Consider the following 19,372-nt stretch of genomic DNA (forward strand, 5'->3'; position numbering starts at 1 on the left):
TGCGGGAATGAGTCCGGCATGCGCGGACGCACATGCGTTGAGAAGAGTGAGCGCCACGACTCCAGCATCAGACGGCGCTCATCGTTCGGAACGAAGCGCTCGTTCACCGAATACGGAACTTGAATTCAAGCACGGCCAACGAAGCGTCGGGCTGACCTTGCCGTTGCAGATCCTCCGCAAGAAGCTTTTGAAACAAGGCTAATTCTCGATCTCCATATAGTTCGACGAATTCGGCGAATACTTCGGTAATGGCATTGCTGCGTGTCGCCGGCGTCAGCGTACTGCCAATGTATGAGCGCCCTCTTGCAAGCTCGAGCGCATACGCAGAGCGAGCATTCCCGACGGCCGCGCTAATTTTTCCCCTTGCCATCTAATCTCTCTTTTTTTTGTGGGCCGACCGCAGGCCTTTTTAGGTCCGTTCATGCGAACCGGGAAAACGGTCTACCTCGAATTTAAGGGGAAATGCTGAAGGAAATCTTAAGGGAGCGGAATAGAGCAGACATGACGTGCCCCCTCTAAAACCGGAGGCCAGAAATCAGGGCGCACATTTTTCTTCGTCAGCGAATTCACGCGCGAAGAAGTTACCGATCGGATATCGGCATCAGTATCAACCCTTAGCGCTTGTCATAACGGGCCCACGGCTGAACGCGGCGCTTTGCGCCCGATTCAAGTTTGCGCCGGAAAAGCCGATAAGAAGCTGGATGAATGCACCATTTCCTGCGCTACGTTAGTAAGTTTTACTCCCATGTCCGATTTGCGTAACTTTGCGCGCGGTGTTAAGTGCACGTTGCGCCTCACATTACTTGCCGCAGCGTCTGCTGTTATCGCGGCACACAACGTTCGAGCGGCCGCGCAGGCGAAGCCGGAGCTATCCACGAGCGAGCATGCGCCGGGCGATCTGACCGCGCTACCGCTGGAGGCGTTGATGCAGGTCACGGTGAGTAGCGCCAGCCGGCTTGCCCAGCCGATATCCGACGCACCGGCCGCGGTCTTCATTCTGACGGCCGCCGATATCCGCGATTTCGGATGGAAGACCCTCGCGGATGCGCTCGCGTCGCTTCCCGGACTCTACACAACCTACGACCGGACCTATTCGTATCTCGGCGCACGGGGCTTTCAGCGCCCGGGCGACTACAACAGCCGGTTTTTGCTGCTGATCGACGGAGTACGAACCAACGACTCGGTATTCGACCAGGCTGCCATTGGCACCGATTTTCCGGTAGACCTGGATCTTGTCGAGCGTATTGAGTATGTGCCGGGTCCAGGATCGGCTGTGTACGGTTCGAACGCGCTATTTGGCGTCGTGAACGTGATTACAAAGACCGGCGAAAGTCTCCGCGGTGCTCAGGTCGCAGTCGCAGCAGGGAGTTTTGGCGAGAAGCAGGCACGCGCAACTTACGGCTGGCATGGCACGAATGGCGCGGACGTACTGCTGTCGGCGAGTTCTTTTGTCAGCAACGGGCAGAGCCTGTTTTATCCGGAGTTCGATACGCCCGACCAGAACAATGGCGTGGCACAAGGACTCGACTACGATCGCAGTCAGAAGTTGCTCGCCAAGTTCACGTACGGCGAGTTCGGCCTTAGCATGGGCTATGGCAACCGGACGAAGGGCGTCCCCACCGCGCCGTATGGCGCGATATTCAACGCGCCGTTCAGCACGACCGATACGCATAGTTTTATCGACGGCACTTTTCAGCACACAATCGCGGAAGGCATACAACTGGCGTCGAGCGCGTACTGGGGACGTTACGACTATCGCAGTCCGAGTCTTTATGCGCCAGGGCCGGTGGAGAACGTCGATGGCGACCACGCGCTCTGGTACGGCGTCGACGTTCACACCACGTTCACGTCCCTTCCGAAAAATAGAGTCGTGCTGGGTTTCGACTATACGCGCGACGCTCATCGCGATCAGTACAACTTCAACGTCGAACCCTACGAGAGTTTTCTCGACGACCGGCGCTCCGGTAACCGCACCGGAATCTACGGTGAAGACGAACTGCAATTGCCCGCGAATTTTTCGCTCAATGTCGGACTTCGTTACGACGTGGAGACAGCGGCAGGCGGCAACGTGAGTCCACGCGTGGCGCTCGCCTACAAGCCGACCAACAGCGACACAGTGAAACTGGTGTACGGTCGCGCCTATCGCGCGCCGAACGCCTATGAACTCTATTACGCTGTACCGGGGGTGGGTGGACAGTCCGCGAATCCTTCATTGAAGGCTGAGCACATCACGACCACCGAACTGATCTACCAGAGACAGTTTGGCGCGACGGGTCGCGCGACACTTTCTCTGTTCCATTACGACATTCGCGACCTGATCTCGGAAACGACTTCGCCGGCCGGGCTGTACGTTTTCGAGAACCTCGACCGGGCGAAAGCGAACGGCGCTGAAATAAGCTATGAGCAACGATTCGGTGAAACCCGAGTCCGGGCCAGCTATTCGTGGCAGATCGCCCGAGACGGCGCCACCGGAGACATTCTGCAAAATTCACCGCGGCATCTCGCGAAACTCAATCTGGTACTGCCGCTCTTTGGCAATGCGGCGCGGCTCGCCACCGAACTGCGCTGTGTATCAAGCCGACTCGCCGAAAGTGGCCACGCAGCAGGGTACTGCCTGGGCAATCTGTCCGTCGGCTCGACGCGCCTGATCCAGCATGCCGACGTGTCGTTCTCGGTGTACAACGTAGCCAACACACAGTATGCGGATCCGGCGGGCCCCGGCTATACGCAGGAGGTCATTGCGCAGCAAAGCCGCACCTTCCTCGTCAAAATGGTGTACGGATTCTAGTATGCGGTTCAATCGCACACTCCGCACATTCACCGTGTTGGGCTCGTTAGTCCTCGCGGTCATTGCCGGGCCGTCGAACGCACAGGTTGACGAAGCGATGCTGAGCGCAGCATACATCTACAACTTTACCCAGTTCACCACCTGGCCGGCAGGAGGGCTCTCCGATTCGAAGCTGGTCGTCTGCGCGAACGGTGAGAGCGCGCTGGGAATAGCGCTCGCGAACCTTAACGGAAAGATCGTGAGCGGACGCGCGTGGACTTTCGGCTCGCTGAGCCACGGTGATGGTCCGTCAGGATGCAACGTCGTTCTCGTCGAAGAAGGTAAGCCATTGTCGAAGCAAACGAGAGAAGTGCTCAACTCCGACAGGCCCGTACTCGTCATCACCAATTCCACGCTGGATACACAGGACACGGTGATTCGCCTGGTCACGGACGGAAACCATTTGCGTTTCGATATCAACAACCGCGAGGCGGCTCGGCGACATCTTTCGCTCAGCTCGAAGCTGCTTCAACTGGCAAGGACTGTCCTATGAGCTTGATCGAACGGAACAAGCCAAGTTTGTCGCGCGCGTTGGGACGGGTCAACATCATCGGAGTGGCGGTCGCTCTGGTGATTTCGAGCGTTGTCCTGCTCGTCTACGAGGCGGTTTCGCTTCGAGGCGCGCTTGCGGACAACGCCCGGCTTCAGGCCGCAATGGTCGCGGAAAATATGTCGGCGCCACTGATCTTCCGCGACAGCGAGGTGGCGAGCGAAGTGTTGGCGCACCTCGGCAAGCTCCCCTATATCGAAAGCGTTGCAGTCTTCGATGCGAAGGGCGGTCGCTTTGCCCGCTTCGTTCAGCGAGGGCTATCGGAATTTGAACAGAACGAAGGCACGGAGGCCGCGGCGCAGACACAAGTGCGCCTTTCTTTCAAGGACGTGATCGTCGCCGCACCCGTGGTTCAGGGTGGCGTGCGGGTCGGCACGGTGGTCCTCGTTGCGACGACCGACGGAATGAAGGCGGAATTCACGCGCTATGCCTGCTTCCTGTTTCTAGCGTCGGCGTGTGCGCTGTGGATAGCGTCGTTCGTCATGTCGCGTACCAGAGCGCGCGTCATCGAGGCGGAACGACAATTGGAATACTTCGCTCTGACCGACCCGCTGACTGATCTGCCCAACCGTCGCGCTTTCTATGACGAACTGGCTGGCTGTCTGCGTCCGGCTGCGGGTGTTTCCCCGCAGGTGACACTTGTCCTGATCGATCTCGACGATTTCAAAAAGATCAACGATACGCTCGGACACGGTGCCGGGGACGAACTACTGCGCGCGGTAGCGCACACCCTGCGGGGCACCGTTCAGCAACGAGATGTCGTGAGCCGTATCGGCGGCGACGAATTCGCGGTGTTGGCAACTTCGGATACCGACCGGATCCAAAGCCGAAGGACCGCGGAGAAGATCGTGCGCAGCCTTGGGCGGTCGTTCGAACTTGAAGGGACGATGGTGCCCGTCACCGTGAGCGTGGGCTTTTCGCGGTATCCGGATGACGCCGGCGATATTGCGTCCCTCGTGAGTAGCGCGGATATTGCGCTCTATGCGGCCAAAGGCGGCGGTAAAAATCTTGCGGTCGAGTTCCGGCCGAAAATGACGGCAGAGGCGCAGCGGCGTGCGTCGCTGGAGCGCGATCTGCGCGAAGCGGTCGAGCGCGATGGCCTGGACATTGCCTATCAGCCGCAATTCGATTGTCGCACCGGGCGGTTAGTCGGCGTGGAAGCGCTTGCTCGTTGGGATCACCCTTCACAAGGGGCTATTTCTCCCGGCGAATTCGTGCAGATTGCGGAGAGTAGCGACTTGATTCTGTCACTCGGCCGATGGATTCTGAACCGCGCCTGTCAGGATGCCGTGCGGTGGAATCGCGATGCCGCGACGTCTGTTAGCGTCTCGGTGAATGTATCGGCGCGACAACTCCGGCATCACACTTTCGATGCCGACGTGCTTGCAACACTGCAGGAGACCGGTTTGCGACCGGAGTTGCTTGAACTTGAACTGACCGAGAGCCTGTTGATGGAGAATGTCACGGTGGCGGCGGAGGTCATGAGAACGCTGCGTGCACGAGGTGTGCGCCTGTCGATCGACGACTTTGGCACGGGCTATTCGTCCCTGTCGTACCTGCAGTCGTTTCCGCTCAATCAACTGAAAATCGATCGCAGCTTTGTGAAGGCGTTACCGTATTCGGGGCAGCCAATTGTTACAGCCATTATTTCGATGGCGCACAGTTTTGGTCTCACTGTCGTCGCGGAAGGGGTTGAATATCCGGCGCAACTGGCGTGGCTATGCGATAGCGGGTGCGACTTCGTTCAGGGTTATCTCACGGGCCGGCCAATGACATTTACCGCATTGATGGAGGCATTGGAGGAAGAGCGCGAGCATTTCCTCGCCGCCGAGCGCACTGAGTCGGCTGGACCCGTCGCGTAGAAACATGTAACTTCACGTTGCGACTCTCAGGCTTAGTCCTGACGCAGCTTCAGTATCTTCCATGTGCAGGAGATGGAGTTGGGGCTTGCAAAACGATTCGATACGAATTGGCGTTGATCGCGTCAAAGTACCGAATCGCGCTGCTTGCGATCTTGAATAGTGGCCGCTAACGACGCGGCCGACACGCGGCGCGAGCGTCGCAGAATCGGGGGTGAGATGAAAAGTTTTTTCGTTGGCGCAGCGCTGGTGAGTATGGGCATCACCGCTTCGGGATTTGCGCATGCGACGGATATTGGCGTGGGCATTAACATCGGTACGCCACCTGTCGTGGTCGCGCCGGCCCCGGTCGTCGTCGTGTCGCCTGGATGGCACGGCGACCGCTATTGGGACGGCCACCGCTATTGGGATCGCGACGAATGGGAGGAACACCACCATCATCACGGACATAAGGACGGTCACTGCCCGCCCGGACACGCAAAGAAGGGCGAATGCTGAACCGCGCAACCATCCATGTCTCTGGCGTTCCGCCAGAGACATGGATGTGCATGAACAAAGTGTAGATTCGCTCGCGTCGCGTCTACCATTATCGGCGGCAGGCACCGTACGTTGGCGTACGGCCTGCCGTCGTGCTTTTTGGTTCGTCACGGGTTGCATGCACGCGCGCGCCTTCGAATGGCGCGTGAATGGATGAGCGGCTAGAGAGCAGGGCCCGAAAAGACCGGATTTCCCGGCTTTACCTTCCGTACTTGAAACGCAAGCGTACGGTTCGTTCTAGATACAGAGAAGACTTTCCCCGGTCGCCCTGAGAAGCACAGGACGCGGCGGGACAATTGAGTGGAAGGCACCCGTCACGCCGAGCTGCTGACGTGTGATGGAAACGATACGCAATGGTCTCTTTGCTTCAGCCCCCTCGACTATTTCAGGAGAGTCGTGATGCCCTATCATGCGAACCGTCTGCGGCCGTTGACCCGTGCGGAACTGGAAGTCCTCAGCCCTCTCAAGGCGACCAGAGAGAACCTGCGTGTTACCGCGAGATCCATCTGGTCTACTACCTACGTAACTGTGCCACCAGGCGTGGAGCTAGCGCCAAAAGTGAAAAACGAGCGAATGGATGTGCGCCCCGATGGTCAGAGCCTATGGAAAATCGGCATCGAGATGAGCGCCGGTTCGACGCCCGGACTGCCCATGGGCTGTACGGTCCAGACTCACGAAAAGACCGATACGATGGGACAGATTTCCGGCCACCCGTCGTTCCGGCCAGAATGGATGGACGTTCGATTCATTCCCAAAACGGGCATCCGCCGCCCGCAGCCGCAGATGCGAGACGGAAAAGGGCGCAAGGTCAAACCACTCACGGTCTTTCCCGGCGATGCACGCCAGGTTCTGTTCGATACAAGCTGGCCATGGCTACTGACGGGAAAGATCGTTACGAGCGACGGCACCTCCGGTTCGGGCGTGCTGATCGGCGACCGCCTCGTTCTGACAGCACGCCACGTCATGCCTTGGAATAGCATCGGAACCGGCAACTGGTGGATGAAATTCACGCCGTACTATTTTGACGGTACGGAGCCGTTCGGGTCGTCTTACGTCAGCGACGCCCGCCACTATGGGACCGACGACACGGACTTCAACCTGTCGCACGACTATGCGGTATTACGGCTATATGAGCCCTTGGGCAACCGGTTAGGCTATATCGGCACGACGAGTTTCGACGACGGCTGGAGAGGGCTGAACGTATGGGAGAACGTGGGTTACCCATTCGATGTCGCAGGCGGGGAGCGACCCGCGGTGCAAAGCTGGCAATCCTTCGAAGACGACTACGAAGACGACGACGGACAGACATTGGAAACGGAGGCGAGCCTGAACCACGGCAACTCCGGTGGCCCGTTCTTCGCATGGTTCGAAAATGGCAGTCAGGTTCGCGCGTGCGGCGTGGTATCGAGCGAAGTGAGTTTCGACGGCGACGCGGACAATTCGGTCAGCGGCGGGGACAATCTGGTCAACCTGGTCGACTGGGCGCGAGCGAATTGGCCGTTGTAGGGCGCTAAATGCGCAAGGCAATCCGGATTCGGGTGGCTCGGGGCAGTATGACGAGCAGCCACCCGTTTTCGATAGGACCGTATCAGTTGCCTGGAAACACGGGAATGGTCTTTCAGCAGCAGTCCCAGCATCTGGCCATCGGCGTCGAATCGCCGGCCGCCCGAATCAAACTCCCCTCGCTTGAAATCCCACCATACAAAGGTGTGACCCACACCTCCCTTTCTCTGATCCGCCGATCCCAACGCATAACTATTCCGGCGATCCCATCCGGCCTATTCTGCTGAACACAACGAGCCGCAGCAAAGTCGTGGCCCGAAATGCTTCGAGTGGAGAGTATCCGACATGACCGTACCGCTTTCTCGCCCCGCCATTCCCGTTCTCGAAGCCGGCATGCCGGCGCCGGATTTCACGTTGCAAGCCACACCCGACCAGAAGATCACCCTGTCCGAGTTGCGCGGCACGCCGGTGGTCATCGCGTTCTACCCGGCCGACTGGAGCCCTGTGTGTGGCGACGAACTCGGTCTTTTCAACGCCGCGCTCGGTGAATTCCGCCGGTTGGGGGCGCAGCTGATCGCCATTTCCGTGGATAGCGCGTGGTCGCACACGGCATATGCAACACAACGCAAGCTTCACTTTCCGCTGCTTTCGGACTTCGAGCCGAAGGGTGAAGTCGCACGAAGCTATGGTGTGTACCGCGCAAAGGAGGGTGTTTGCGAACGCGCGTTGTTCGTTCTCGATGGGAACGGCATTGTGCGGTGGGCCTATGTTTCTCCCATCACCGTGAACCCGGGCGTCGACGGAATACTCGGCGCACTCGAACAAATGAACAATTCCACGCAACAGGACACCCCATGAGCCATCTCTCAGCGCCGGTCGGATCTCTGGACCATATCGAGGGTGCGTTCGGCGCGCCCGTCACGTTGATCGAATACGGCGATTTCGAATGCCCCTATTGCGGGGCGATGTACGGTGTGATCAAAGCGGTGCAGCAAGCCATGGGACCACAACTGCGATTCGTCTTCCGGCACTTCCCGTTGACGGATATGCATGCTCACGCGCTGCACGCCGCGCAGTTTTCGGAAGCTGCGGCGACTCAAGGCAAATTCTGGGAAGCGCATGACATCCTGTATGAAAATCAGACGGCACTGAGCGATACGGATTTGGCGCGGTATGCGGCGCAACTCGGCCTGCACGCGCGCGATCTGGCCGCGGCGTTCGAAGGCACTTACGACGGGCGTATCCAGCATGACTTCGACAGTGGCTTGCGCAGCGGCGTGAACGGCACGCCTACTTTGTTCATCAACGGCCAGCGTTATGACGGCGAGCGCGACGCCGAAACTCTGCTCGAAGCGCTGCGCGCCGTCGCCCGTCACGTGTGAGTGTGCGGATAGAAGAAAAGGGCGGCAAGGTCAACCTTGCCGCCCTTTTTCACGAGCACGCGAAAGCGTCGAAAACAGAAGTCATCCGCACGCTCAGCGCGATGCGGATGACGGATTCCCCAAACCGCTAAACGTCGATCAAACCTCGATCAAACGTCGATCAGTTTGCGCAGGCTTTCGCCGGCAAGCGGCATGTCGCGCAGGCGCTTGCCGGTGGCATCGAATAGCGCATTGCCGAGCGCGCCCGCGGTCGGTCCCATCGACGCTTCCGCCGCGCCGAGAAACGGTGCGCCCGGCCGGTCGATCAAATGCACATTGACGCTGCGCGGCACCGCGGAGAAGCGCAGGATCGGATAACTGCTCCAGTCGAAGCTGCGAATCCGCTTCGTATCGAACTGCAATTGTTCATACAGCGTCCAGCTTGCCGACTGAATCACGCCGCCCTCGATCTGATTGCGGATGCCGTCGGGATTGACGATCTGTCCGGAATCCACCGCGACTTCAGCGTGTTCGAGAATCACCTGACCGGTTTCGGGCACGACGGATACCTCGACGGCAATCGCGACATAGGCCATCAGGTTCTTATACTTCGCGAACGCAAAGCCGACGCCGTGATTGCGCTTGCGCGGCGCACGCGGCCAGCCGAATTTCGCGGCGGCGAGTTTTATGACGTCACGGGCACGCGGGTCCTGCATGTGCTTCAGCCGGAACGCCACGGGGTCCTTGCCGGCAGCGGCGGCCAGTTCGTCCATGAACGTCTCGATCGTGAAGATGTTCATGTGCGCGCCGAGCGAGCGCATGGCCGACGTATGCAGCGGCATGGTCGGCGAGAAGTTGTTCATCACGTGCATGTTCGGCAACGCGTACAGCGGGATCGCGTTGCGATCGCCGCCGCCTTCGGGCTGCACCATCGGCACCGAGGGCGCGGGCGCGAATGGCTGCTCCAGCAACTGCGCCGGAATGAGCCGGCCGGCGTTGACGATGCGCTCGTTGTGCGAACTGCTCCACAGCGCGTAGTTCCAGTCGACGATGCTGCCGCTCGCGTCGAGCGAGGCGCTGACTTCGGTCACCATCGCGGGCGTGTAGTGATCCCACGTGTTCTCCTGTTCACGCATCCACTGCACGCGCACCGGCTGGCCGTCCATTTCGCGTGCGATCAACGAGGCGTGCGCGGCCACGTCGTCCGCGCCGTTGTGGCCGTAGCAACCCGATCCTTCCACATGAACACAGCGGATCTTGTCTTTCGGCATGGCGAGCATTTCGGCAAGCCCGTCACGCAGCGGGTAGACTCCTTGCGAATGGGTCCAGACGGTCAGCGCACCGTCCTTGAAGAGCGCAACCGAGCAGGACGGCCCGATCGAGCCGTGCATCATGTAACGCTTGGTGTATTTCGCGCCGAGCGTTTTCACGGCAGTGCCGGTGGTGCTGTGCGTGTTGGCGATTTCGATGTGTTCGGTGGAGATCGTCTTCAGATCGCGATGTACGGTAGCGGGGTCGGGCAGTGCGCGCCCGGCCGTCCATTGGCTTCCAGCGGCGAGCGCGCGTTGCGCCTGCACGGCTTGCCACTCGCCTTTGGCGACCACGGCGAGCATGCTGCCGTTTCTGATGACCTTGAGGACGCCCGGCATCTTCAGAATCGCGGGCGTGTTCGTTTGCACAAGCCGCGCCTCGTAGACGGGTGGCATCACCACACGGGCGTGCACCATGCCCGGCATCATCATGTCCTGCACATAACTCACGCCGCCCGTCACCTTGCGGGGAATGTCCACGCGCGGCAACGAGGTGCCGATCATGTCGAACGTCGCGGGGTTCTTCAACGGCGAGACGGGCGAGGCCATGCGATGCAGGTCGACGAGTCCCACCGCCTCGCCATAGGTCATGCTGCGGCCATCCGGCGCCTTGATCACCGCATTGCGCGCGCTCAGCACCGTGCTGGCGACGCCGAAGTGCTGGGCCGCGGCATCGACCAGCAGTCCGCGCACCTGAGCCGAAGCGTTCAGCAGCGCACTGCCGCTGTCGGCGATCGTGTGACTGCCCGCGGTGAGACCTTCATCGGGCGACGCACCCGTGTCGGCGGTCAGAAACGTGATCAACGAGGGCGCCATGTCCAGCTCTTCCGCTGCGATCTGCAACAGCGCGGTGCGTACGCCCGTGCCCAGTTCCACCTTGCCGGTGTAGACGGTCATGTTGCCTGCCCGATCGATTCTGATCCACGAATCGAGGTACGGGTTGGTCTTCAGGCTGCCGGCGAGCGTCTGGGTCGCCTTGCCGATATGCACGGCGGCGCCTTCGTCCGCGATCACTTCCTGCGCCATCGCGCTCACGCCCGGAACCATGCTGAAGCTCACGACGAGTGCGCCGGACAGCAGAAAGCGACGGCGTCCTTCGTTGATTTCCTCTTCCTTGACGGTCATTGCGCGCCTCCGTGGCTTGCCGCGCCTTGGGGTTTCGCCGCCGTCGCGTCACTTGCCGGCAGATGCGCGACTTCGCGAATCGCCGCGAGAATGCGAGTGTGCGTACCGCAGCGGCACAGGTTCGGTTCCATATGATCGAGCAGTTCGCGCTCGGTAGGCCGCGGATTGCGATCAAGCAACGCCTGCGCGCGCATGATCATTCCGGCGATGCAATAACCGCACTGCGCCGCCTGGTGATCGATGAACGCCTTTTGCAGCGCACCGGGGTGTTCGATCGTGCCGAGACTTTCGATCGTGCGCACGGGCCGTTTGCCGATCGACGAGACCGGAACCAGGCACGAGAACACCGCTTCGCCATCCACGATCACGGTGCAGGCGCCGCATTGTCCGAGGCCGCAGCCGAACTTCGCGCCATGCAGTTGCAGGTCGTTGCGCAATGCGTAGAGCAGTGGCGTGGAAGGATCGATATCGAGCGCGTGCTGCACGCCATTCACGGTTAGATTGATCATCGCGCGTTGTTCTCCTTTCTGACCTTGGCCGCCATCGCCTCGACGTCCTGCCACGGGCCGCGCTGCGAATAGGTCGCGCGAACGTAGGCGGCGAGATCGGCGATCTGCTGGTCGTCGTAGATCTGGCTGAAGGCGGGCATGTAGTTCTCGCTGTCTTCGCCATGCCAGCCGTTGCCGCTCAATATCATCTGGACCGCGTTGCGCGGCGTCGCGGCATTGACGGCGGTGCTGAACGCAAGCGTGGGGCGCTCGCCGATCGACTGCATCGGCGCAGCGGGTCCGTGGCATTGCGCGCACGAGGCGGCGAACAGGGTCGCGCCGCGTTGCGCCCCGGCAGACTGGACACCCTGGTTGGCAGTGGACACGCTCGCCGGGAGCGGCTGCGGTTTCTGGATCGACAGCAGATAGGTGGCAATCGCCTGCACGTCCTCCACTGGCACGGTGGCGAGATCGCGCGTGACGGGCAGCATCGGTCCGGCCGCCGCGCCGTGTTCGCTGGCCCGGCCCGAACGTAGGTACGTGACCAACTGGTCTTGGGTCCACGGCTTGGGCGCCGCGCCGAGCGCATTGAGCGCGGGCGCTTCCCAGCCGTCGACCACGCCGCCGTCGAATGCGTGTCCCGACTTCTCGCCGCCGATCGGATTGAGCGGCGAATGACACGACGCGCAGTGGCCGAGGCCATCCACCAGCAATTTGCCGCGGTTCCACTCGGCGTCCTTCGACGCCTCCGGCTGCTGCGCGCCGGGATGCAGAAACAGCACGTTCCAGAACGCCAGCAGCGGCCGGAAGTTCAGCGGGAAAATCAGTTCGTTGGCGGGCGCGACCGCGTTGACCGGTTCACGTGTCATCAGATACGCGTAGGCGGCCGAGATGTCGGTATCGGACATGCGCGTGAAGTGAATATACGGAAACGCCGGATACAGCAGATGCCCGTCGCGCGCGACGCCATGACGAAGCGCGCGCGTGAAGGCTTCGAGCGACCAGTTGCCGATGCCCGTTTCGGCGTCCGGCGTGATGTTGGTCGCGTAGATCGTGCCGAACGGCGTGGCGAGCGGCAGGCCGCCGGCGAATGGCTTGCCGCCCTTCGCGGTGTGGCACACGATGCAGTCGCCGAGCGCGACGACACGCGCACCCGCGAGCCTCGTCTGCGCGTCGAACGAGGTCGGCGCGGGCGGGCTGACCGGCGCGATGGCGGGCTTCCACATCAGCAGGAAGGCGACGGCCAGCGCGGCCACGACAACCACGCCGCTTCCCGCCAGCAGTCTAGACTTGCGAGTCATTCATGCACCTCTCACCAAAGTCCTGGAACGAACCGGCCGCGTGATTCGCGCCGGACGTTTGCCGCATCGATCGCGTCATGCTCGTGCCGCGCCTGCTTCTACGCCCTGGCCGGCGCTGCCGTGGAACGGATAGTCGATATAGCCGGCCGCGTCGCCTGCATACCAGCCAGTCGGCTTCGGGGCCGCGAGCGGCGCGTGGGCCGCAATGCGTTCGACCAGATCGGGATTCGCGATATACGCGCGAGCGAACGCCACGAGGTCGGCCTGGCCTTCGCGAATCAAGGTCTCGGCATGCTCGACGGAAATGCCTCCGTTGACCATCAATGTGCCCGAGAACGCGCGGCGCATGCGTTCGATAATGCGCGGCAAATCCGGCTGGCCGCTCCAGCCGTTCGTATCCGCCGCATGCACGTAGGCGACGCCGAACTCGTCGAGCATCTTGCCGACGTAGTCGTAGGTCGTGTCCGGGTCCGCGTCGCGTACGTTGTTGTAGTGCGCGTACGGCGAGATGCGTACGCCGACCTGGTCGAGCGGGACCACCGAGCCGATCTCCGTGAGAATGTCGCGCAGGAAATTCGCGCGGTTCGCCACCGAGCCGCCGTAGCGGTCATCTCGCGTATTGGTGGTCGATGAGAGGAACTGATGCGGCAGATAGCCGTTCGCCGCGTGCACTTCCACGCCGTCGAAACCGGCGGCGATCGCGTTGGCCGCGCCCTGGCGGAACGCGTCGACGGCGAGCTTCACTTCGTCGAGCGACATGGCGCGCGACGGCGTGGCGTGAATCTTGGTGTACTGGCCGTTGTGCAGTTGCGCCCACACCTGCAACTGTTCGAGGTCGTCGTTCACGCCCGAAGGGGAGAGCGGTGCTGCGCCGCCGAGCAGCGCGAACGAACTGACGCGGCCGCCATGCCACAACTGCATGAAGATGCGGCCGCCCGCGGCATGCACCTGGCTCGTGATATGACGCCAGCCGTCGATCTGCTCTGCCGTGATGATGCCGGGCGTCAGGTCGAACGCCGCTGAGGCCGGACTGACATTCGTGGCCTCCGTGACGATCAAGCCGGCCGACGCGCGCTGCACATAGTACTCGGCCATCATCTCGGTCGGCCGGCCGCGCAACGGCGCGCGCGAGCGGGTCATGGGCGCCATCGCGACGCGGTTCGGCAAGCTCAATCCCGACAGGTCGTAGCCGTCGAGCAGGGGCGAAATGGAGGACATGGTGATTCCTTGATGAGCAATCGAGCGTCGTTCAGGTGAATGACTCTGCTGGTCAGCGTATCGCCGAGCCCGCGAAATTTCCTGAAGCCACGCTGAAATGTTGTTAATCCGGACAGCGAGCCGCCCGGTTGCGAAGCAATGCGTGTATCAGGCGTGGCGGGCGGCGTACGGACGGCCGATCACCAGGTAGTGCGCCAGCGCGACGATCGGAAAGGCCGTGGCAACCGCGGCGACGAGCGGCCAGCCGCCGTGTTCGTAAAGCGGGCTGGCGAGCGCCGAGCCGAACGCGCCGCCCACGAAGATGCTCGTCATATACAGCGCGTTCAGGCGGTTGCGGCTCGCCGCGTGCAACGCATAGATCTCGCGTTGACCCAGCACCATGTTCATCTGCACGGCGAAGTCGAGCACGATGCCGGTCGCGACAAGCCCGAGCACGCCCCACGCGGGATGGATCAGCGTGGGCGCATAGGCGAACGCGCCCACCACCAGCGCGATCAGCGTCGCGCGCACCGTATGGCCCGCATCGGCGAGACGGCCCGCCACCGGCGCGGAGGTCGCGCCGATCGCGCCGACCAGCGCGAAGATGCCGATCTCGGTTTGCGAGAGCCCGAACTGGCGGGTCAGCTCGACGGGAATCGCGGTCCAGAACAGGCTGAACGAAGCGAACATCAGCGCCTGGTAAAACGAACGGTGACGCAGCACCGGCATCGTGCGAACCAGGTGGCCGAGCGAGCCGATCAGTTCGAAGTACGTGGCCTGGTGATCGGGCTGGCGGCGCGGAATGGTCAGCGCGAGCACGCTGGTGACGATCGCCATCAGCACGGCGGCGGAACCGAATACCGCGCGCCAGCCGAAGTGCCCGGCCACCACGCTGGAGATCGGCCGCGACAGCAGGATGCCGAGCAGCAGGCCGCTCATGATGGTGCCGACCACCTTGCCGCGCGATTCGTCCGGCGCGAGATGCGCGGCGAGCGGAATCAGGATCTGCACGGCAACCGAACTGAAGCCGACCAGCAGCGAGATGCCGAGGAACACGGCCGGTTGCTGCGCGAACGCCGCGGCGGCGAGGCTGGCGATCGACACCAGCGCGGTGGTGATCATCAGCTTGCGGTTTTCCAGCAGGTCGCCGAGCGGCACCAGAAAGAACAGGCCGAATGCATAGCCGATCTGCGTGAGCGAGACGATCAGGCTGGCGGTGCCGCCGGACATGTGGATGGCCGGTGCGATCAGTTCGGTGATCGGCTGCGCGTAGTACAGGTTCGCGACGATGGCGCCGCAGCAGAACGCGAACAACGCGATCAGTCCGCGTGTCAGCTTGACGGGGCTGTTGGCGGCCGCCGTGGTGGATGCCTGGGTTGACATGACAACTCCTTGAAGAAAAGAAACGGAATACGTGGACTCAGCGCGCGAGGTTCATCACGCGGTCGCCGAGTGAAATACCCAGATCGGTCATCAGCCTGCCGCGTTGCAACTGTTGGTTCTCCCAACGTTTCAGGGCTGAATCGATCGTCGCGCCGCTTTGCCAGGTCGAGGACAACGCGAGCGCCAGCGCATGGGCATTGGCGGCCGCTTTCGCCGTGCTGCCCGCCGTGTGAGGGCGCGGCACCGAAGCGGCGTCGCCGAGCAGCACCGCGCGGCCGAACACCATCTTCGGCGAGCGCAGATCGACGATCGGCTGCATGAAGGGCGCGTCGGTGGCATCGACCAGTGCGCGGAACGTCGGCCCTAACGACGCCTGCGCGTCTTCGCGGAGCTGTGCGATGTCGGCGCCCTTGGTCGAGCCGGGCGGCAGCGAGAACGCGCGCCGGATGCCGTGACGATCGACCAGCAACTCTTCGAGCCTTGCCGCGCTGTACTTGCGATACCACACCCAGTTGAAGCGCCGCTCGCCGGCCACGGTCGAATCGTTCTCGCCCGGAATCAGATAGGAGAGCCCCGAATGCCCGTCGCCTTGCTGAAACGCGAAGCGCCCGCGCAGCATGTCCGCTGCGTGCAACGGCAGATCGGCTTCCTCGACGAGGCCGCGCCATGCGACATAGCCCGCATACTGCGGCGCGACTTCGGGCAGCAGGCGCCGCCTGAGCGTCGAGCGGATACCGTCGGCGCCGATCAACAGATCGGCCTGTTCGCTGCGACCGCTCTCGAACTGCGCGACGATCCGCTCGCCTTCCATGTGGAAGTCGGTAAAGGTTTCGCCGGTATGCAGGTAAGACGCGGGCAGTGCGTTCTTCATGGCGCGGTAGAGCAGGCTCCACGAGGTCTGCATCTGCGGCATGTGGAGTTGTTCGACCACCCGGTCCTCGCGGTCCAGGTAGATGCGATCGCCCGAGGCCACACCGGGCGGGTCCGGCAGTTCGACCCCGGCGAAGGCGAGCGCGTCCAGCACGTCCGGCTGAAGCACCACGCCGCCGCCGCGGCTTTCGAGCTCGTTCGGCGAGGTCTCGAACACGTCGACGTCCCAGCCGGCCGAGCGCAACGTATTGGCCGTCAGCAAGCCGCCGAGCGATCCGCCAATCACGACGGCACGCGGTCTTTCGAGCGATCTCATGCTGCTTTCCTTTGCCCTGCCGAACGCAGCGCGTTGATGAAGACCACGGGCGGTTGCGCGCCGCTGATCACATCGCCGTCTATGCGGATGGTCGGCACGGCCTGAACGCCCAGACTGTCAGCCCGCGCGCGCGCCGCGTCGATGTCCTGATTGCCGGCGGCGCTCAGCAAATACGCGCGCACCTCGTCCGCGTCGAATGCATGTTCCGCGGCAAGCGCGACCAGCGTGTCGAGCGAGCCGATGTCGCGGCCTTCGGAGAAATAAGCGGCGTAGATCGCCTGATACAACGCGGCCGTCGCGCGCGGGTCATTGCGCTGCTGCGCGAACTGCATCAGACGATGCGCAAGACGCGTATTCGGCGTGCGCAGCACCTTGTCGTACTGGAAGCGCGCGCCGGCCGCCAGTCCGGCGGCGGTGACCTGCGCATCCATGATCTGCGAGCGCGCCCAACTGCCGAATTTCCCGCTGCGGTACGCGCGCCGGTCCATCCCTTCGGCCGGCATGGCCGGATTCAATTCGAACGGCACATAGCGGATCGAAACAACCGTGTCCGCGCCGGCCTCCGTCAGCGCCGACGCGAGGTTCCGTTGGCCGATCCAGCACCACGGACAAATGAAGTCGTAATTGACCTCGACCTGAATGGCTTGCATGTCGCTTCCCTCACTAGGTAACGCATGCAGCTTATCCGTTGCGTTATCGTTGTTGAATATGGATAAAATGCAAGCTAACGTTGCGTTTTTTGCAACCAAACCGTCAATCAGGCCGAACATGGACAAATTCCTCGCCGTCAAAACCTTGCTTGAAGTGGCGGACGCCGGTGGCTTTTCGAAGGCCGCGCAACGTCTCGGGGTGGCGACCTCGTCGGTCACGCGCCTGATGGACTCGCTGGAGGCCTCGCTCGGCACCGCGCTGCTGACCCGCACGCCGCGAAAGGTCAGTCTCACGGACGCCGGCATCGCTTACGTCGAACAGGTCGCCAAGGTGCTCGACGATCTGGCCGAGGCGGACGAGAGCGTGTTCGACAGCGGTGCGTCGCCGGTCGGCGCGCTGCGAATTTCGGTTCCGTCCACCTACAGCCGCCTGCGCCTTGCGCCGCACCTCGCCGCCTTTCTCTCCGACAATCCGCGGGTGTTCCTCGACGTCGTGGTCGCCGATCACTTCGCCGATCTCGCGCTCGACCGGATCGACGTCGCGATCCGGATCGGTCTCGCCGATCGCGACGCCAACCTGATCGTCAAAAAACTGGCGGACAATCCGCGCTACGTGGTGGCGAGCCACGACTACCTCGAACGCAGCGGCACGCCGCAAACACCCCAGGAGCTCACTGACCACGAGTGCCTGCGTTTCGCCTATGGCGGCGGCTACCGCACTCGCCAGGCCTGGACCTTCCAGCGCGAGGGCGTGGAGCAACGCGTCGACGTGCACGGCCATCTGCTGTCTAACAATCTCGACATCCTGCTCGAAGCGGTGATGGCCGGGCGCGGCATCGCATTGCTACCCGAATGGCAGGTGGCGGCCGAAATTCGCGCGGGCCGCCTGCTGCGCCTCTTCGAACACTTCGACGCGAGTCCTCATGCGGGCGACGCCGTCGTCTACGCCGCGTATCTACCCAACCGCCGCCAGTCCAGCAAAGTGCGCGCGCTGGTTCAGTTTCTCGAGACGCGGCTTCGCGTGTCGCTCGAAGGTTGAACGGTTGCGCGCGCCGCGCTCACTCGGTGCGTTTTTCAGCGCGCATTCCACCGGTCTGACTGATCGAAGTCGCGAAAGGGTGATTCAACGCTGACTGCAGTGTAGGAATGCCGCGCCCATAAAGTCCTGCAGAAAACATGAAATGTTCTGAGCGGGCGCCGGCGCTCGGCCGCGCCAGTGTGAACGCGCCGCAGGCGTGCGCGCCGGAACGCGCCTGGCCGACCATATTGTTTAAGAACTATTAAGGTCGTTCGCCAAGGACTCGGCAAAAACCCGTGGCTAGAATGGGCTCCAGCTTTTCTCGCACTTCAAGCGAGTGCGGCCTGTCCTCCCATGTTCACCAAACCTTTAGGAAGTACAACGCCATGGCAAATCCGAAACTGGAAGTCCTCACGCCTGCAAACTCGCAGATCATCTTTATCGACCAACAGCCGCAAATGGCTTTTGGCGTCCAGTCCATTGACCGTCAGGTACTCAAGAACAACGTAGTAGGACTCGCGAAGGCAGCGCGGGTGTTCAACATCCCTACCACTATCACGACCGTGGAATCAGAAAGTTTCTCCGGCTATACGTACCCGGAGTTGCTGGACGTATTTCCGGAGCACAAGGTGCTCGAACGCTCGTCCATGAACTCGTGGGACGACCAGAAGGTTCGTGACTCGCTTGCTGCGAATGGCCGAAAAAAGGTAGTGGTGGCAGGTCTGTGGACCGAGGTTTGCAACAACACGTTTGCGCTATGCGCCATGGCCGAAGGTGACTACGAAATCTATATGGTCGCCGACGCGTCGGGCGGCACCTCGAAGGACGCGCATGACTACGCGATGCAGCGGATGATTCAGGCCGGCGTGGTTCCGATGACCTGGCAACAGGTGCTGCTCGAATGGCAACGCGATTGGGCACACAAGGAGACTTACAACGAAGTCATGGCGATTGCCAAAGAGCATTCGGGCGCGTACGGGATGGGCGTGGACTATGCCTACACCATGGTGCACAAGGCTGCCCAGCGCGCGGCGGGGACGCATGAGGTTCTGGCGCCGGTGCCTGCAAAGAAGTAAG

Annotated in this window: 17 protein-coding genes; 9 read left to right on the forward strand and 8 right to left on the reverse strand. The window is 62.0% G+C overall.

Annotation, left to right across the window (positions count from 1 at the left end; translation table 11 throughout):
- Positions 1 to 103: 103 nt before the first annotated feature.
- Positions 104 to 370 carry a hypothetical protein gene (locus tag P0D70_RS09365; RefSeq protein ID WP_408184232.1) on the reverse strand — a complete coding sequence of 89 codons (267 nt, stop codon included), beginning with the start codon at positions 368 to 370 and terminating at the stop codon, positions 104 to 106.
- A gap of 375 nt (positions 371 to 745) precedes the next feature.
- Between P0D70_RS09365 and P0D70_RS09370 the strand changes: the two genes are divergently transcribed.
- The 7 genes from P0D70_RS09370 (at position 746) to P0D70_RS09400 (ending at position 8,658) form a co-directional block, all read left to right on the forward strand.
- Complete coding sequence (locus P0D70_RS09370) at positions 746 to 2,788, forward strand: TonB-dependent receptor plug domain-containing protein (protein ID WP_408184233.1); 2,043 nt, start codon at positions 746 to 748, stop codon at positions 2,786 to 2,788.
- A gap of 1 nt (position 2,789) precedes the next feature.
- Complete coding sequence (locus P0D70_RS09375; RefSeq protein ID WP_177205119.1) at positions 2,790 to 3,320, forward strand: YfiR family protein; 531 nt, start codon at positions 2,790 to 2,792, stop codon at positions 3,318 to 3,320.
- On the forward strand, positions 3,317 to 5,239 hold the full coding sequence (locus P0D70_RS09380) for a putative bifunctional diguanylate cyclase/phosphodiesterase (protein WP_408184234.1): 1,923 nt from the start codon (positions 3,317 to 3,319) through the stop codon (positions 5,237 to 5,239). The genes P0D70_RS09375 and P0D70_RS09380 overlap by 4 nt, the downstream gene beginning before the upstream one ends.
- Before the next feature lie 216 nt (positions 5,240 to 5,455).
- Complete coding sequence (locus P0D70_RS09385; protein WP_091808875.1) at positions 5,456 to 5,734, forward strand: hypothetical protein; 279 nt, start codon at positions 5,456 to 5,458, stop codon at positions 5,732 to 5,734.
- 339 nt (positions 5,735 to 6,073) lie between these two features.
- Positions 6,074 to 7,279: a trypsin-like serine peptidase gene (locus tag P0D70_RS09390; RefSeq protein WP_408184235.1), complete on the forward strand. Its 1,206-nt coding sequence runs from the start codon at positions 6,074 to 6,076 to the stop codon at positions 7,277 to 7,279.
- Positions 7,280 to 7,621: 342 nt separating this feature from the next.
- Positions 7,622 to 8,134 (forward strand): redoxin domain-containing protein, encoded by a 513-nt coding sequence (locus P0D70_RS09395; protein WP_408184236.1) that lies wholly within the window; start codon positions 7,622 to 7,624, stop codon positions 8,132 to 8,134.
- On the forward strand, positions 8,131 to 8,658 hold the full coding sequence (locus P0D70_RS09400) for a DsbA family protein (RefSeq protein ID WP_408184237.1): 528 nt from the start codon (positions 8,131 to 8,133) through the stop codon (positions 8,656 to 8,658). Before P0D70_RS09395 ends, P0D70_RS09400 begins: the two co-directional genes overlap by 4 nt.
- A gap of 149 nt (positions 8,659 to 8,807) precedes the next feature.
- On the opposite strand, the gene P0D70_RS09405 is transcribed toward P0D70_RS09400, so the two are convergent.
- The 7 genes from P0D70_RS09405 to P0D70_RS09435 all read right to left on the reverse strand — a co-directional run bounded on the left by P0D70_RS09405 (position 8,808) and on the right by P0D70_RS09435 (position 17,277).
- Positions 8,808 to 11,072 carry a xanthine dehydrogenase family protein molybdopterin-binding subunit gene (locus tag P0D70_RS09405; protein ID WP_408184238.1) on the reverse strand — a complete coding sequence of 755 codons (2,265 nt, stop codon included), beginning with the start codon at positions 11,070 to 11,072 and terminating at the stop codon, positions 8,808 to 8,810.
- Positions 11,069 to 11,581, reverse strand: coding sequence for a (2Fe-2S)-binding protein (locus tag P0D70_RS09410; RefSeq protein ID WP_091803447.1), 513 nt, complete (start codon positions 11,579 to 11,581; stop codon positions 11,069 to 11,071). The genes P0D70_RS09405 and P0D70_RS09410 overlap by 4 nt, the downstream gene beginning before the upstream one ends.
- The gene (locus tag P0D70_RS09415; protein WP_408184239.1) at positions 11,578 to 12,861 is read right to left on the reverse strand and encodes a c-type cytochrome; all 1,284 of its coding nucleotides are present in this window, start codon (positions 12,859 to 12,861) and stop codon (positions 11,578 to 11,580) included. The genes P0D70_RS09410 and P0D70_RS09415 overlap by 4 nt, the downstream gene beginning before the upstream one ends.
- A gap of 75 nt (positions 12,862 to 12,936) precedes the next feature.
- The gene (locus P0D70_RS09420) at positions 12,937 to 14,070 is read right to left on the reverse strand and encodes an alkene reductase (RefSeq protein WP_408184260.1); all 1,134 of its coding nucleotides are present in this window, start codon (positions 14,068 to 14,070) and stop codon (positions 12,937 to 12,939) included.
- A 156-nt stretch (positions 14,071 to 14,226) separates the two neighbouring features.
- Positions 14,227 to 15,441 (reverse strand): MFS transporter, encoded by a 1,215-nt coding sequence (locus P0D70_RS09425; RefSeq protein ID WP_091803441.1) that lies wholly within the window; start codon positions 15,439 to 15,441, stop codon positions 14,227 to 14,229.
- 37 nt (positions 15,442 to 15,478) lie between these two features.
- Positions 15,479 to 16,627, reverse strand: coding sequence for an FAD binding domain-containing protein (locus tag P0D70_RS09430; RefSeq protein WP_408184240.1), 1,149 nt, complete (start codon positions 16,625 to 16,627; stop codon positions 15,479 to 15,481).
- Entirely contained in the window at positions 16,624 to 17,277 is a 654-nt protein-coding gene (locus P0D70_RS09435) for a DsbA family oxidoreductase (RefSeq protein WP_091803436.1), read from the reverse strand. Before P0D70_RS09435 ends, P0D70_RS09430 begins: the two co-directional genes overlap by 4 nt.
- Before the next feature lie 118 nt (positions 17,278 to 17,395).
- Between P0D70_RS09435 and P0D70_RS09440 the strand changes: the two genes are divergently transcribed.
- Positions 17,396 to 18,316 carry a LysR family transcriptional regulator gene (locus P0D70_RS09440; protein ID WP_091808871.1) on the forward strand — a complete coding sequence of 307 codons (921 nt, stop codon included), beginning with the start codon at positions 17,396 to 17,398 and terminating at the stop codon, positions 18,314 to 18,316.
- 365 nt (positions 18,317 to 18,681) lie between these two features.
- The gene (locus tag P0D70_RS09445) at positions 18,682 to 19,371 is read left to right on the forward strand and encodes a hydrolase (RefSeq protein ID WP_091803430.1); all 690 of its coding nucleotides are present in this window, start codon (positions 18,682 to 18,684) and stop codon (positions 19,369 to 19,371) included.
- The last annotated feature ends 1 nt before the right edge of the window (position 19,372 follow it).

Origin of the sequence: Paraburkholderia sp. RL17-381-BIF-C, from assembly GCF_046026435.1 — a bacterium.
Taxonomy (GTDB): Bacteria; Pseudomonadota; Gammaproteobacteria; order Burkholderiales; family Burkholderiaceae; genus Paraburkholderia.